Source organism: Enterococcus sp. AZ104, assembly GCF_050546705.1.
GTDB lineage: Bacteria > Bacillota > Bacilli > Lactobacillales > Enterococcaceae > Enterococcus > Enterococcus faecalis.
The window spans coordinates 1,426,345-1,441,522 of the sequence record NZ_CP172952.1; the positions used below are offsets into that span (position 1 = coordinate 1,426,345).

Genomic DNA, 15,178 nt, shown 5'->3' on the forward strand with positions numbered 1-15,178 from the left:
ATTTATTTATTGTTTTCAAGGTACTTTTCCCATAACTCATCAAAGATGTCCATGTTGCTTAAATAGTCAGCATTCATTTCTAAATAAGAAGAAAGTTCATGATAATCCTCGGTTTGTTTTGGAAACTGAATATCTTTGGACGCTTCATTGGCAAAATCAGTTTCAGGATCTTTAGCCGGACCTTTTAATGTCATTAAGTAATGGTAAAAGCTTCGTCTCATGTAAATTAATCACTCCATTTTTCTTCGATAAATTCACTTCTACGTTGATGGGACAATCCATAACGCAAAGCGTCTTTTTTATAAAAGTCTTGATGGTATTCTTCAGCAGGATAAAATGGTGCTGCTGGTTCGATGGTAGTAACAATTGGTTCTGTAAAACGACCGCTATTAGCTAGACGTTCTTTACTTTTCTCAGCAATTTCTTTTTGTTCTTGAGAACGATAAAAAATAACTGGCCGATAATTATCGCCGCGGTCTTGAAACTGACCGAAAGCATCAGTAGGATCCGTTTGTTGCCAATAAATATCCACTAATTGTTCGTAAGAAATAATCGCTGGATCAAAAGTGATTTCTACTGCTTCCGTATGGCCTGTTGTGTGTGTTAGAACCTGTTCATATGTTGGATTAGGCACATGCCCACCTGTATAACCCGAAACAACTGAGATAATCCCTGGTTGTGTATCAAAAGGCTGCACCATACACCAGAAACAGCCGCCTGCAAAAATTGCTTTTTCTTCCATCTCTAACACTCCTTTTTTATTTCTCTTTTGGCAAGTATATATTCATCCGAATGTCATCGTCAACTAAATTAATCTTTTCTGCTCGAACAAATAGACCATTTTGCATTCTAAACTGATCTAAACGTAATAAAACAGTTTGATCATCTGGATTGATTTCAACCCATTTAGGTAGTTTGTAAGAACGTTTAGCAAATTTCAATACTTCTTTAATTGGCAAGCCTAACGTTCCTATAGATAAACTTTTTGCTTTTAATTGTACATTGCCATTCGCCATCACGTAAGGATCAAAATATAAGTAAAAAGGAATGTCATGCCCTAACACCTGAAATGTTCCATTTAATAAAGCATCATTTTCTAAATAAAATTTATATTTGATCTCCGAGCCTTTTTGAAAGTCGGCTAAATAAAAGTCAATCAGTTTGTTCACTTGTTGTTTTTTTGACTGAATGGTGACCACTGGCTCGCCTTCTTTTTCAACAATTGCTGGTATTTTCTTTAAATCTGGTTCGCGAACTTGTGTTGCTCGAAATGTCACGAAAGCTACACTACCAATGACTAAACCCACTAGAACAAGAAAAGCGATTTTCCAGGGATTTCGTTTAAGATTGGTTGGTTGTGTCTTTTTAATTGATTTACTTGTTTTTTGCTTTTCTTCATTCATTTTATTCACTACCTTCTGATTTGGTTATCCATTCTTTCTCTGTCTTGACCATTTCATCCCGGACAGCTCCGGCCATAATTTGGTAGCCAAGATTATTCGGATGGAAGCGATCTTCTTCATATAACAAATTGTTTAAATCCTCTTTGCTAGCACTACTTCCTGTAGTTTCTGAGTCACCACCAGTTACGCCAACTTCATCGCCACGACCTTTATAGAGTAAATCATTGATAGGAATGAAATAGGCTCGTTTTTGCTCTTGAACCATTTCTTCGGTTGCTTGATTCCAGTTATCAACGATTTCTTGCATTTCTGTAATTTCGGAAAAGTTTAAGTAGAAGGGATTGTAAATTCCTAAGACATAAATAGGGGCTTTCTCGTTGTATTCTCGGATTTCTTCAAGTAATCGTCTTACTCGGCGTTGATAGGCTTTTTGTGGACGATTGAACGAGCTGACTTTCAAGTCGAAAATATTACTACTAATTACTTTCATTAAGTCATTTCCACCAACCGTTAGCGTAATCACGTCCGCAGAGGCAAGGCCCTTTTGAATTTCAGGTTTTTCTTTGATTCGTTTTAAAATTTGGTCACTACGATCCCCATTTTTCCCAAAATTGTCTGTTTGAACACCGTTCAAGTTGTAGTGTTCTTTTAAATCATCTGCCACAATGGGAACAAAACCTCCACTATTCGTCAAATCGCCAATTCCTTCAGTTAAAGAATCACCGATTGCTGTATAATGAATGACTTCTTTTTGATTTTTTTGAGCAGTTGTGGCCACTTTCTCTTGCTTTAATAGTGGCTTTGCTTTGGGGATGGCCACACTTAACAATGTAAAAACACCTAGCGCAATGAGGATAGGTGTTAAGACGGTCAGCAAAATATGCTGTGTTTGTTTTTTCATCTTCGTCACTTCCTTTTAAATAAACCAACAAGAAATTTTCCTTTTCTTGTTAGAAAGAGGTTGCGTCTACTCATTTAAGAGTGAGACCCAACCTCGTTATTTCTTAGTCTGTATAGTACATAATAGCAAAGGCATTTTTTCCTGTATGGGTTGCAATGACTGGATTCGTATGTAATACGGGAATATCCATGTCTTTAAAGATTGCTTGTAATCCTTCTTTGAATCCATTTGCTAGTTCTAGCCCATCCGCATGAGAAATGCCAATTTGTCGAACATTTGGAATCTTACTTAATTCTGATTTCAATTCGTCAAACCATTTATTAAACGTTTTAACGCCTCGGCCTTTCGCTACAGGAATCAATTCCGTATTTTCAAAGTCCATGACAACTTTCATATTAAAAATGTTTGATAATAATCCTGTTGTACGGCTGATTCGTCCACCTTTAACCAAATTATCCAATGTTGAAATGCCAATGTATAATTTGGTATTTTGTTTGACGCGTTCAATTTCAGCTAAAATTTCTGGAACACCCGCTCCCGCTTGTGCCAATTTTGCTGCTTGAATGACTTGGAAAGACAAACCTTGGTCTGTAAAATCGCTATCAATCACCGTTACTTTACTTGATGATAAGTTGCTAGCTTGACGGGCCGCTTCAACCGTTCCACTTAAGCCTTTTGTCATGTGAATCGAAATTACTTCACTGCCATCTTCACCTAAGCGATCATATAATTCTACAAATTCACCAATTGGTGGTTGACTCGTTTTGGGTAAGGCCTTCGCATTAGCCATCATGTCCATAAATTTTTCGCCTGGCAAATGATCATCATCTGGATAAACAACGCCATCAACCATAATTGATAAAGGCATCATATGGATATTTAATTCATCTCTAAGACTTTTTTCCATCGTACATGAAGAATCCGTTACGATTTTAACGTTTGTCATAAATTTATCACTCTTTCTTTAAAAGGAACCTGTTTTCATGGTAGAATACCATTAAACGGTTAATTATCTAGTTATAGTATAACAGACACTGCCGAATTTTTCATCAAATTAAAATAAAGGAAGTGAATTTATTGGAAAAAACGCATTTCTCAAAAAAATACCTAATCGTGAACGAAGTCTTGAATGCAGTTACACATGGCATAGGCGCAGGTTTAAGTATTGCTGGCTTAGTCATTTTACTTGTTAAAGGAGCTCGTTTAGGCTCACCGATTCACGTGGTATCTTATGCTATTTATGGCTCCATGTTGATTCTACTTTTTTTATCTTCAACGTTATTTCATAGTTTAATTTTTACAAGAGCCAAAAAGGTCTTTCAGGTCTTCGATCATAGTTCTATTTTCTTATTGATTGCTGGCAGCTATACGCCGTTTTGCTTAATTAGTATTGGCGGTTGGTTAGGTTGGACCTTATTTAGTTTAGTCTGGTTAATCGCCATCGTCGGTATTGTCTATAAATCCCTCACGTTGCATAAACAAGAAACAGTGAAAAACATTTCAACGATTATTTATATTGTTTTAGGTTGGCTCTGTATCATCGCTGCTCGTCCGTTATATGAATCTCTTGGGTTTACAGGAACAGCGTTATTGGTCGCAGGGGGTGTGTCTTACACATTAGGTGCAGCCTTCTATTCATTGAAAAATGTGCGGTTTATGCATGTGGTTTGGCATTTGTTCGTCATGCTTGCAGCGATCCTCATGTATTTTTCTGTTCTCTTTTATACGTAATCACAGCACAATAAGAACACGATGCTTTGAGCATCGTGTTCTTTTATTGCCCTAAATCTCTTTATTATAAAGGATTATTCTTCTTTTCGAATTATTTTAACATAAATTAGTAGAAAAGACTTTACAAAACGAACATACATTCGTATAATAACAATACGAACACTCGTTCGAATCAAATGAAGAGGTGATACACATGGAAGCAATTCGTCGTGTTGGATTTTTATTTTTTGTATTGGTTATAGGTATTTTTTTGGGAACATTAGGATTACGTCTTGCTTTTATGATCGTGACGCCGTTATTTATTCTTTGGTTTATGTCATGGGATGAGAAGCGTTATACACGTACACGTAAACAACAGCAAGCAAGATACGTTTATCGTAAGTTCCCTTAATAAATAATAAAACGGTGTGTTCCCCCCAAGCTACGCTCCGTTTTTATAACTATGTCAAAGAAAGAGCGAAGGATTAAATTCCTTCGCTCTTTCTAATTAAATTAGATTAGTATTCCATTAAGGTAACAATATCGTAGCCATCAATTTTATCGCGGCCATGTAAATCCATTAATTCAATTAGGAACGCACAACCAACCACAATACCACCTAATTGTTCGACTAATTCGATGGTTGCTTTAATTGTACCACCAGTTGCTAGCAAGTCATCACAAATCAAAACACGTTGGCCTGGTGTGATGGCATCTTTGTGCAACGTTAATGTATCTGAACCATATTCTAAGTCATAAGTCACTTCGATGGTTTCGCGAGGAAGTTTTCCTTTTTTACGAACCGGAGCAAAGCCAACCCCTAGTTCATAAGCCACTGGACAGCCGACAATAAAGCCACGAGCTTCCGGTCCTACAACCATATCAATTCTTTTTTCTTTCGCGTAATCCACGATTTGTTTCGTTGCTTCACGATAGGCATCCCCATTAGCCATTAATGGAGAAATGTCACGGAACACGATCCCTTTCTCAGGATAATCTGGAATGCTTGCAATGTAATCTCTTAAATCCATTTTTATTTGTCCTCCTCATTCCACAGCCATTGTTGTATTGTTTGACAATCACTGTAAAGTAGAAATTCTTCTGTTTTTATTTTTTTCAATCGTTGTTGGTACACTTGACTTTCAGTCAATGGTCGATTGTCGGGTTTCTCAATACTGTTTAAAACACCGCTTTCTATTGTAACAAATCCTAAGTCAAAAAACACCTGTATCATGAAAATTAATAATTTTTCTTGGATATTTAAGTAATTTGCCACCTTCGATAGCTGGGAACGTAGATTTACTTCTTTTTGCTGCAAAATAAATTTATACAATGTTGCAAATTGTTCACGTGAAGCCATACCGTTTAAATAAGCTTCTTCTGGTGAAATAAACATCATGTATATACGTTGTATCTCAGTCGCTTCAACAATTTCTTTAACCGTGATTGCTTCCACAGGACAGTCGACAAAAACCAGTTGTTCGATTTTATTTTGAGAAACAACTTCCACCAATTCTTCTTGGTTTGACCAAACAATAATATTAGCGGTTGGATCTGAAATGAATTTTTGATTTTTTTCATCAAACAAAAGATAAGCTGTTGCTTCTGAAGGAATTGGTTTCGTTTGATTATTTTTGCCACGAAAATCAAATAATTGTCTTCCCAATACAGCAAAATCAGTCACCATTAATTGTGGTTTCTTACGACCATTCCATTCATTGATGGAAAGTTGGCCTGCCACATCGGCGGTTCCTTGTGCTAGTTCATCCGCTTGAGGCCCCATTTGAAAAGCAATTGCATCCAATTGTGCCCCTTCTTGATTCATTTGAAATTTCAGATGTGCATTATCTGCACCAATTTGCCGAATTTGCGTAGGCGTGATTTCCTTAAATACAAAAGTTGGCACAGTATTATCAGTCCCAAAAGGCGCCAAAATACGCAATTGATCAATAAAAGTAGTCGTTGCCTGCGAAACCGCTAAGCTCTCACTAATGAGCAACTCTTGTCCATTAGCCATATCAATTTGATTTTTTTCAATAAAGTGTGCCAAATGTTCTTGAACAAAAGGAATATTTTCAACAGGTAAAGTCATTCCCGCTGCCATATGATGCCCACCAAAATGAGTGAATTGCTCACGCACTTCGTTCAACGCCTCATAGAGATTCAATGCGCTAATGCTACGTCCAGAGCCTTTAGCGGTCGTACCAGATTCATCTATTGCTAAAATAATGGTTGGTTTCCCCGTTTCTTGCATAATGCGGCCCGCGACAATCCCTAAGACGCCTTCATGCCAGCCTTGTTTCGCTAAAATATGGACCGGCGCATTCGGGTCGATTAAATCCAGGGCTTCTTTGGCAATCGTCGTTACAATGTCTTTTCGTTCATTGTTTTGTTGATCAATATATTTAGCGATTTCCAGCGCTTGCTCTTCATCAAATGTAGTCATTAATTCAACACCTGGTGCGGCTTCCCCTAATCGACCTAATGCGTTTAAACGAGGTCCAATGGTAAAGCCAATTGATTCTTCTGAAACAGCTTCCTTTTTCACACCCGCTTCTTGTAGCAAAACGTCTAAACCAATTCGATCACCAGTTTGAATCATTTGAAGGCCCATTTTGACAAACGTTCTATTTTCATCGGTTAATGAAACCAAGTCAGCAATCGTCCCAATTGCTACCAAATCTAATAACTCAATTGGCAATTCACCAAGTAACGCAGTAGCGACTTTGAAAGCCACGCCAACACCAGCTAAATCTCCAAAAGGATAGGCTCCTTGTGGATGTCTAGGGTGGACAATCGCATAGGCTTCTGGTAATTGTTCAGGCAATTCATGATGGTCAGTAACGATTACATCTACCCCTTGAGCCATAGCGTAGCTAATTGCTTCATGGCCGGCTACACCATTATCAACGGTTACAATTAATTGGACTCCTTGTTCAATTTGTTCAGCAAATACGTCTTTATTAGGCCCATAGCCATGAAGAAAACGATTCGGTAGAAAGTACTGAACCATGCCACCGACTAATTCGATTGCTTCTTTCATAACCGTGGTACTAGTGATGCCATCTGCATCATAATCCCCATAGACAAGGATTTGTTCACCCGCTTCGACGGCTTGCTGGATGCGGGCTACCGTTTTCTCCATATCATGCATTAAGAACGGATCATAAATATCTTCGATAGCCGGATGTAGAAACTTACGTAATGCTTCTTCTGTCCGGATATTGCGGTGCCATAAAAGTTGGCCAATTAATGGATTAATTTCTTCTTTTTTTAATTGTTCTATAAATTCTACAGGTAATTCTGTCTTTGTCTGTAACTGCCATTGATAGTTTGATTTTTTCACGACGTCACTCCTAACCAAGTAATTATAGCAAAATTTTTCCAAAAACTAAAGAAAGCATTTTTTGAAATCTGAGAAAAAAACTGTGATATCTGTTAGATAAATAGCAGATATCACAGTTTTATTTTAAAAGAAACTTAGCGATAAAGTCTCTTCCTTATTTTTGTTCCTCTTCATTCACACGAGGTTTCACATAACGATCAATACGACTACCTGACACAGGCGTTGCGTCTACTTCTGTGTTTGATGTTTGTTCGTTGACCACTGGTTCTGCGACTTGTGGTGCTGCCGCTTGTTTGGCTTGCAAATCAGCCAATTGATTATCAAAAGAACGTTGAACTTTTTCCGTTTCTTCTTTGACTAATTTATCCATATCATTTTTATAAATATCCAACTCTTTTTGTACAGCTTTTAATTCCTTACGTTGGTTCCAAATGGTGGTTGTGGAGGTTAGTAATCCAACTAGTGCGCCAATAATTGCAGAACCTAAAATAATTAAGATTAACGGTCCACTAATTTTAGTAAAACCAAAGTTTACTGGAACAGCTTGATTATTTAAAACAGCAAAAATAACAACAATTAAGACCAACACAAGGCCCAAAATAACACGCCATTGATTTTTCATGACTTGATCGACTCCTTTATTTTTTATTTAAAATATTTCCCGCTATGAAATCTCCTAAATGTGGAAACAATGTATAAAAGCGGGCAGCCGCTTCCATGACAAATGGACGATTAATCTCACGTCGAGAAGTCCCCATACTCCCAACCACTTCTTTCGCTAATTTCGTAGGGTCCAAAACAATTTTATCCACCGCAGCTAGATATGTGCCTGTCGGGTCCGCTTTATCAAAGAATTCTGTTTGGATTGGTCCTGGATTGACAGTCGTTACTGCTACACCCAACGGTTTCAATTCTAAACGTAAAGCATTTGAAAAACCTAACACAGCAAATTTCGTTGCAGAATAAACGGTTGATTTAGCTGTAGCCATCTTCCCAGCCATTGAAGCAACGTTGATAATATGTCCTTGCCCAGCTTCAATCATTTTAATAGCTACTTTTTGAGTAAACGTCATCATTCCTAGAACGTTGACATCAAACATTTGGCGTGCAACAGCCAAGTCAATTTCAACAAAATTTTCAAACAAGCCAAAACCAGCATTGTTGACTAAAACATCTATAGGACCAACTTCTGCTGAAATAGCTTCAACCACACGTTCAACACTTTCTGGATCGGCAATATCTAATTGATAAGAAAATGCTTCTCGTCCGCTTAAAACAGCACACTGCTCGCGAACTTTACCAATCAAATTAATTCTGCGGGCGCAGACAACGACGACCGCCCCTTGTTTAGCTGCTTCATAACAAATTTGTTCACCTAAACCAGCTGAACCTCCAGTTACGACAACGACTTTATTTGTTAAATCCATCTAAGCTCCTCCTTCATTGGCAAATGGAATCTCAATGATATCCATATCTTTTACGATTTTTGTATTGGGGAAAATTTCTTGGGCTTCTTCTTGAAGCTGATAGGCCTCTTTGGTTAAATAACGGGCACTAATATGCGTTAAGATAAGTTGTTTTACTTGCGCTTCTTTTGCAACTTCAGCTGCTTGTTGACTGGTTGAGTGGAAGTAGGCTTTTGCCATTTTTGCTTCGTGTTTATTAAACGTACTTTCATGGACTAAAACATCCGCTCGTTGTGCTAAGGTTACACTATTTTTAGTTTTGCGAGTGTCTCCTAAAATCGTCACGATTCGTCCAGGTTTACGCTCTCCCACAAACGCTTGTCCATTAATTTCCTGTCCATCAAAAACAATCGTTTCACCACGTTTGAGTTTGCCATACAATGGCCCAGAAGGAATCCCTAAAGCTTGAAGTTTCTCTACTTGTAATTCTCCTTCATGCGCTGCTTCCTCAATTCGATAGCCAAAGCTCGTGATGCCATGGTCCAAGATATTACAGCGAACAGTGAATTGTTTATCTTTAAAAATAACGTCATTTTCTTTCGTTAATTCAATAAATTTCAGTGGATAGGACAACCGCGATTGCGAGACCCGTAAAGAAGTCTTGACAAAATCAGCAATCCCAACTGGTCCATAGATTTCTAAAGGTTCTGTCCCGCCCTGAAAAGAACGACTACTTAACAAACCAGGTAAACCAAAAATATGATCCCCATGTAAATGTGTAATAAAAATCTTTTCAATTTTTCTTGGGCGAATACTACTTTTTAAAATTTGCAATTGAGTCCCTTCACCACAATCGAAGAGCCAAACTGCATTTCGTTCATCTAATAATTTCAACGCAATCCCTGTGACATTGCGATGTTTTGCTGGCACACCAGCGCCTGTTCCTAAAAATTGTATTTCCATCTGCTACCATACTTTCTTTTAAACTTCCTTTTTATTTTAGAAGAAGTTTGCTCCTTTAGCAAATAATAATTTATCTATTTTCTCAAAGTTTTCTTCTTAGTTTACCGCATTTTACGATAAAATAACAAAAAATTAGCAAACTACCATAAAAAACCGTGATTTCTTAGTATTTTAAAAGACTGTTTCCCTTTATTCAGAAAACAGTCTTTGCTCCTTATTCTTCTTTCGATGTCGCTTCTTTATGTTGTTCTTTTTTTGCTTGCCACGATTGTTTCGCTTCATTTGCAACTTCGTTCGCATCGTTAATTTCTTGTTGGACTTCCTCTAAATCAAGCCGCGTGATTTCGCCACCTAAGTCAAACATAACCAATTGGTTGAGCGGACGGTTGTCTTCTTCTTCTGCAATTAATAATAATCCCGTTTGTCCTTCATCAATCTTTTGAATCACATGTTCAAAAACCGTTTGTGCTTCTTGAATTTCTTTGGCATCTTTGCTTGCACCATACATACTTCCAGCAAACCAGCCAAAAAGAATGCCCAGAGGACCACCTAATATGCCTACTAGCATCCCAATCATGCTATCTTTTGATGTATGATTGTTGCCTGTAAAATCGATAAAATCATTGATTTTAAATTGATGCTGGCCATCATTAACATGCGTAACAACCGCCATTTGCTCACCTTTAAGCTGTCTTTCTGCCTGCATCTTTTTTATTTCGGAAAATGCTTGGTACGATTTACTTTCAATATCAAAGTTCATAATGATAATTCGTTTTGCCATACAAATCGCTCCTTTATTCTGGATACATCTATTTTAGCAAGAAAGGCCTGTCTCTAGCAATGAAAACTTTTTGGTTATGTATAAAAAAAGAAGATAGCTGGGCTACCTCCTTGTTAATGCTTATTTACCATCAAGAATATTTAAACGGACCTTTTTCGGACCATCGATACGTACACTATAAACAATTGTCCGAATTGCTTTTGCAACACGCCCTTGTTTACCAATGATACGTCCAATATCTTCTTTGGCCACAGTCAAATTATACTCGAGGAAATCAGTTGATTCCTCAATTTCTAATGAGACTGCTTCAGGTTGACTGACTAACGGACGGACAATAGTTAAAATTAACTCTTTCACATCTGCCATATTCAATCACCTTATTTCTTAACGTTTTTAGCTTCATGATGTTTTTTCATAACGCCTTCTTTTGAAAGGATGTTACGAACTGTATCAGAAGGTTGCGCACCTTTAGATAACCAATCTAAAACTAAATCTTCTTTTAAAACTACTTCTGCAGGGTCTTTCAAAGGGTTGTAAGTACCTACAGTTTCGATGAAACGTCCATCACGAGGAGAACGAGAATCAGCTACTACAATACGGTAAAAAGGACTCTTTTTAGAACCCATACGTTTTAAACGAATTTTAACTGCCATTATTAAATACACCTCCATTAACTTAATCACAAGAGTTAGTTTAACAGATTAACAACAACCTGTAAAGAGTTTTTTCTTGACACCTTTACTTTTTTTCAATTTTTTTAGCCAATTTGCAGGAAAACAAACGAAATAATGAAGAATTTTTACAAAATTTGATAATAGTTGTACTGGTTTCTCACTTGAAAGCCTTCTGTTTGATAGAGATGAAGCGCTGCTTGATTTTCTGTTTCAACTTCTAAAAAAATAGTCGCTGAGGCTGACTTTTCTAAAATCATTCGGAGCGCAGACTGTAACACTTGACGGCCAAGACCGCGACCTCGTTGCGTTTTTGTCACAACAAAGCCATAAATCCCCCATTCGTTTTCAAAATGATCCAAACGTAGCGTGGCTAAAAGTTGATTGTTTTCTTTATAAATAAGTGTTCGTTGAAGGTCCTCCGGCAAAGGCGTACCTTCGAGTAACCTAGCCAAGGAATCCAAATCAGCCACTTGTGGTCGGAGAAGTGTCAGCTTCGCCAACGCCTGTGAGTAAGTTTCTCTTTGAAAAACCAGATACTGTTCTGAAAAAGCTGGCACAATTCCTTGTCTATTAAAATAATTCAGGCCAACAGATTGCTTGTCGTCCATCACGAGAAAGACTTCTTTCATTCCCCACAAAGCTGCTTGCTTTTCGAGTTCTTGAACAAGTTCTTCAAAAAATGGTCCTACATTTGGCGCAACAATCGTCGCTTCCAAGGTTTCCCCATCAAAACAATACCCTACGATATATGCTTGAATGGTTTGTTCCTTCCTGTATAAACCATAATAAGTATAAGCTGATTCCTCAGGAAATGTTTGTTCCAATTTATAAAAAGTTCCTTGTTTAATCATTTCCTTGTTTTTTAATTCAGTCAATGTTTGTTTCTCCAACTGTGTTAACTGTCGGCGCCAATTTATTTTTTTATTCAAGCAGTTGCTCCTTTACTCATCCTTTTACTAGCTATTATACGTGAAGTTACGAAGTTCAACAATGTACAAGGATAAAACGTTTGCGCTTTTTTTGAAAAAGTACTATCATAAAGTAAGTAAAAGAAAAATGGAGGGATTTACATGACAAAAAAAATTGGTATTTTTGTAGGGAGTTTAAGAAAAGATTCATTTAACAAATTGGTAGCAAAAACAATGGCGGACTTATTTCCAGCTGATTTCGAACCTGTTTTTATTAACATTGGTGATTTAGAATTATACAATCAAGATTTGGATGATGAAGGAACCCCCACCGAAGCTTGGACAACATTCCGTGAAGAAGTGAAACAAGTAGATGGTGTGATGTTTGTAACACCAGAATATAACCGTTCAGTACCAGCTGTTTTAAAAAATGCATTGGATGTCGGTTCACGTCCGTATGGCGAAAGCGTTTGGGATAAAAAACCAGGACTTGTGGTGAGTGTTTCACCAGGTGCAATTAGCGGATTTGGTGCGAACCATCATTTAAGACAATCATTAGTCTTCTTAAATGTTCCAACTTTACAACAACCTGAAGCCTATATTGGCGGTATTACGAACTTAATTGGTGAAGATGGTAAAATTATTGATGGCACTGTTGGCTTCTTACAATCAATTGTAGATGCTTACGTGGATTTCTTTAATCGCTTAACTGCCTAATTGAATCAATCGAGAAAAAGTGAGGCAACTTTTTACAGGTTGTCTCACTTTTTTTATTTTTTTGCTTGACCCTCTCGTTACGTAAAGGTTTATGATAGATTTTGTCAGGAGGAATGAATGATGGAATATACAATTAAAAAAATGGCTTCACTATCTGGCGTCAGTGCACGGACGTTACGATATTATGATGAAATTGGTCTTCTTCAACCAGCCAGAATTAATTCTTCTGGTTATCGAATTTACGGGCAAGCCGAGGTGAATCGTTTGCAACAAATTCTTTTTTACCGTGAATTGGATCTGAAACTAGATGAAATTAAAGAAATTTTGGAGCAACCTGACTTTAATGTTGAACAGGCTTTATACGAGCATCAACAAAAACTATTGGAAAAGCGCAATGAAATTGATCGTCTTTTAGCCTCTGTTCAACAAACCTTACACCATTACAAAGGAGAGATAAACATGTCAGATCAGCAAAAATTCGAAGCATTCAAACAACAACGAGTTCAAGAAAACGAAGAAAAATATGGTAAAGAGATTCGGGAAAAATATGGCAACGAAACGATTGAACAAGCCAACAAAAAATATTTAAACTTGACGGAAAAAGACATGCAAGCAATGCAGAACGTGGAAAAAGATTTATTTTCTAAGTTAGCCATGTATCAAAAATCACCCAAGTTGACTAGTCAACTTGCGCAAGAAATTTTCCAATTACACAAAGATTGGTTAATGTACTCTTGGTCAAGCTATTCGCCAGAAGCACACAAAGGGTTAGGCCTTATGTATGTTGGCGATGAACGATTTACGTCATATTATGAACAACACGGCGCTGGTTTTGCCGAAGCGTTAAACGCAATTATCCAAAACTACGCTTAAACAGAAAGTGCGCCATCAGTCTCTTCGACTGATGGCGCACTTTCTGTTTCTTCCAATAATTAACTAAAGCCTGTTTATCTTTTTTTCTTTTTCTTCTTTTTGTTTTTCTTCATCATACGATTCATGGCCATTTTACCTAGCTTGCCTTTAACGCCGCCACCTAGCATTTGATCCATACCAGGAATGTTCATATCCCCTTTGGACATTTGTTGCATCATTTTTTTGGATTCTTTAAATTGTTTAATCATACGATTGACTTCAACCACACTATTTCCTGAACCAGCTGCAATTCTGCGGCGGCGACTAGGATTTAATAGATCAGGATTTTCACGTTCTGCAGGGGTCATTGATAAGACCATCGCCCGTTTCCGTGCCACATCTTTTGGATCGACTTTGACATTTTCAATACCAGGCATGTTACTCATTCCAGGGATCATTTTTAATAAGTCTTCAATCGGTCCCATGCCCATAACTTGATCCAATTGCTCAATAAAATCGTTAAAGTCAAAACTGTTTTCTTTCATTTTTTGAGCAAGTTCTTCTGCTTTTTTCTCATCGTAATCTTGTTGCGCTTTTTCAATTAGCGTCAACATGTCCCCCATACCTAGGATACGACTCGACATACGATCGGGATGGAAAATTTCTAAATCAGTTAATTTTTCACCAGAACCGACAAATTTAATCGGAGCGCCCGTTACTGCCCGAATTGACAGCGCAGCCCCCCCACGAGTATCGCCGTCCATTTTGGTAATAACAACCCCAGTAATTCCAAGCTGTTCATTAAAACTATCTGCAACGTTGACAGCATCTTGCCCCGTCATCGCATCAACAACTAACAGAATTTCATTGGGATTAGCCAACTCTTTAATTTGTTTCAATTCGTCCATTAAAGCTTCGTCAATGTGTAAACGGCCGGCCGTATCAATTAAGACATAATCATTTTTCTTTTCTTTTGCTAATGCTAACCCTTGACGAACAATTTCCACTGGATTAGCATCTGTTCCCATATCAAAAACGGGAACTTCTAATTGTTGACCTAAAACCTTCAACTGATCAATCGCTGCTGGACGATAAACGTCACCAGCGATTAAAAGCGGACGAGCGTTTTCAGTTTTCATTAAGTGTTTGGCTAATTTACCAGTAAAAGTTGTTTTACCAGCCCCTTGTAACCCTGTCATCATAATCACTGTTGGGATTTTTGAAGATTTATTCAATTCAACCGTTTCTGAACCTAACGTTTTCGTTAATTCTTCATCAACAATTTTTACAATTTGTTGGGCTGGTGATAAGCTTTCTAATACTTCGACTCCTACTGCCCGTTCTCTGACGCGTTTTGTGAAATCTTTGACCACTTGTAAATTAACGTCGGCTTCTAATAAAGCCAAACGGATTTCTCGCATCATTTCTTTTACGTCGGCTTCGGAAACTTTTCCCTTACGACGGATTTTACTCATTGCCTGTTGTAGGCGGTTTGTTAAACTCTCAAAAGCCATAGT

General features: G+C 37.5%; 19 protein-coding genes. 4 read left to right on the forward strand and 15 right to left on the reverse strand.

Annotated features, from left to right (window positions below; genetic code table 11):
• Positions 1-2: 2 nt before the first annotated feature.
• From IGJ37_RS06905 to IGJ37_RS06925, 5 genes are all read right to left on the reverse strand, one after another.
• A complete protein-coding gene (locus IGJ37_RS06905; protein ID WP_101732185.1) occupies positions 3-221 on the reverse strand; it encodes a YozE family protein in 219 nt (72 codons plus the stop codon).
• Between the two features lie 5 nt (positions 222-226).
• Complete coding sequence (gene msrA / locus IGJ37_RS06910) at positions 227-742, reverse strand: peptide-methionine (S)-S-oxide reductase MsrA (protein ID WP_002357448.1); 516 nt, start codon at positions 740-742, stop codon at positions 227-229.
• A 16-nt stretch (positions 743-758) separates the two neighbouring features.
• Positions 759-1,412, reverse strand: coding sequence for a YpmS family protein (locus IGJ37_RS06915; protein WP_325814831.1), 654 nt, complete (start codon positions 1,410-1,412; stop codon positions 759-761).
• A complete protein-coding gene (locus IGJ37_RS06920; RefSeq protein WP_002365717.1) occupies positions 1,405-2,304 on the reverse strand; it encodes an SGNH/GDSL hydrolase family protein in 900 nt (299 codons plus the stop codon). Before IGJ37_RS06920 ends, IGJ37_RS06915 begins: the two co-directional genes overlap by 8 nt.
• A gap of 103 nt (positions 2,305-2,407) precedes the next feature.
• Positions 2,408-3,250, reverse strand: a complete 843-nt coding sequence (locus IGJ37_RS06925; protein ID WP_002357444.1) for a DegV family protein — start codon at positions 3,248-3,250, stop codon at positions 2,408-2,410.
• A 131-nt stretch (positions 3,251-3,381) separates the two neighbouring features.
• Here IGJ37_RS06925 and trhA point away from each other — a divergent pair, with 131 nt between their 5' ends.
• The gene (trhA, locus tag IGJ37_RS06930) at positions 3,382-4,035 is read left to right on the forward strand and encodes a PAQR family membrane homeostasis protein TrhA (RefSeq protein ID WP_002357443.1); all 654 of its coding nucleotides are present in this window, start codon (positions 3,382-3,384) and stop codon (positions 4,033-4,035) included.
• A 193-nt stretch (positions 4,036-4,228) separates the two neighbouring features.
• Positions 4,229-4,426 (forward strand): hypothetical protein, encoded by a 198-nt coding sequence (locus IGJ37_RS06935; protein ID WP_002360203.1) that lies wholly within the window; start codon positions 4,229-4,231, stop codon positions 4,424-4,426.
• Positions 4,427-4,532: 106 nt separating this feature from the next.
• Here IGJ37_RS06935 and IGJ37_RS06940 read toward each other — a convergent pair whose 3' ends face one another.
• From IGJ37_RS06940 to IGJ37_RS06980, 9 genes are all read right to left on the reverse strand, one after another.
• A complete protein-coding gene (locus IGJ37_RS06940) occupies positions 4,533-5,045 on the reverse strand; it encodes an adenine phosphoribosyltransferase (RefSeq protein ID WP_002357441.1) in 513 nt (170 codons plus the stop codon).
• Between the two features lie 2 nt (positions 5,046-5,047).
• Positions 5,048-7,360 (reverse strand): single-stranded-DNA-specific exonuclease RecJ, encoded by a 2,313-nt coding sequence (gene recJ, locus IGJ37_RS06945; protein ID WP_325814832.1) that lies wholly within the window; start codon positions 7,358-7,360, stop codon positions 5,048-5,050.
• A 154-nt stretch (positions 7,361-7,514) separates the two neighbouring features.
• Complete coding sequence (locus IGJ37_RS06950) at positions 7,515-7,982, reverse strand: LapA family protein (RefSeq protein ID WP_002357439.1); 468 nt, start codon at positions 7,980-7,982, stop codon at positions 7,515-7,517.
• Positions 7,983-7,998: 16 nt separating this feature from the next.
• Complete coding sequence (locus tag IGJ37_RS06955; protein WP_002357438.1) at positions 7,999-8,787, reverse strand: SDR family NAD(P)-dependent oxidoreductase; 789 nt, start codon at positions 8,785-8,787, stop codon at positions 7,999-8,001.
• Positions 8,788-9,729, reverse strand: a complete 942-nt coding sequence (rnz, locus tag IGJ37_RS06960) for a ribonuclease Z (protein ID WP_002357437.1) — start codon at positions 9,727-9,729, stop codon at positions 8,788-8,790.
• A 214-nt stretch (positions 9,730-9,943) separates the two neighbouring features.
• A complete protein-coding gene (locus IGJ37_RS06965) occupies positions 9,944-10,510 on the reverse strand; it encodes a hypothetical protein (RefSeq protein WP_002357436.1) in 567 nt (188 codons plus the stop codon).
• A 120-nt stretch (positions 10,511-10,630) separates the two neighbouring features.
• Positions 10,631-10,876 (reverse strand): KH domain-containing protein, encoded by a 246-nt coding sequence (locus tag IGJ37_RS06970; protein WP_002357435.1) that lies wholly within the window; start codon positions 10,874-10,876, stop codon positions 10,631-10,633.
• 11 nt (positions 10,877-10,887) lie between these two features.
• Positions 10,888-11,163 carry a 30S ribosomal protein S16 gene (gene rpsP, locus IGJ37_RS06975; RefSeq protein ID WP_002357434.1) on the reverse strand — a complete coding sequence of 92 codons (276 nt, stop codon included), beginning with the start codon at positions 11,161-11,163 and terminating at the stop codon, positions 10,888-10,890.
• 146 nt (positions 11,164-11,309) lie between these two features.
• A complete protein-coding gene (locus IGJ37_RS06980) occupies positions 11,310-12,113 on the reverse strand; it encodes a GNAT family N-acetyltransferase (protein ID WP_164548164.1) in 804 nt (267 codons plus the stop codon).
• Positions 12,114-12,254: 141 nt separating this feature from the next.
• On the opposite strand from IGJ37_RS06980, the gene IGJ37_RS06985 reads away from it, so the two are divergent.
• Together IGJ37_RS06985 and IGJ37_RS06990 are read left to right on the forward strand one after the other, a co-directional pair.
• Positions 12,255-12,809: an NADPH-dependent FMN reductase gene (locus IGJ37_RS06985; RefSeq protein ID WP_002357432.1), complete on the forward strand. Its 555-nt coding sequence runs from the start codon at positions 12,255-12,257 to the stop codon at positions 12,807-12,809.
• Between the two features lie 117 nt (positions 12,810-12,926).
• Positions 12,927-13,682: a MerR family transcriptional regulator gene (locus IGJ37_RS06990; protein ID WP_002377293.1), complete on the forward strand. Its 756-nt coding sequence runs from the start codon at positions 12,927-12,929 to the stop codon at positions 13,680-13,682.
• Positions 13,683-13,756: 74 nt separating this feature from the next.
• Here IGJ37_RS06990 and ffh read toward each other — a convergent pair whose 3' ends face one another.
• Positions 13,757-15,175 (reverse strand): signal recognition particle protein, encoded by a 1,419-nt coding sequence (ffh, locus tag IGJ37_RS06995; protein ID WP_002409459.1) that lies wholly within the window; start codon positions 15,173-15,175, stop codon positions 13,757-13,759.
• Between the last annotated feature and the right edge of the window lie 3 nt (positions 15,176-15,178).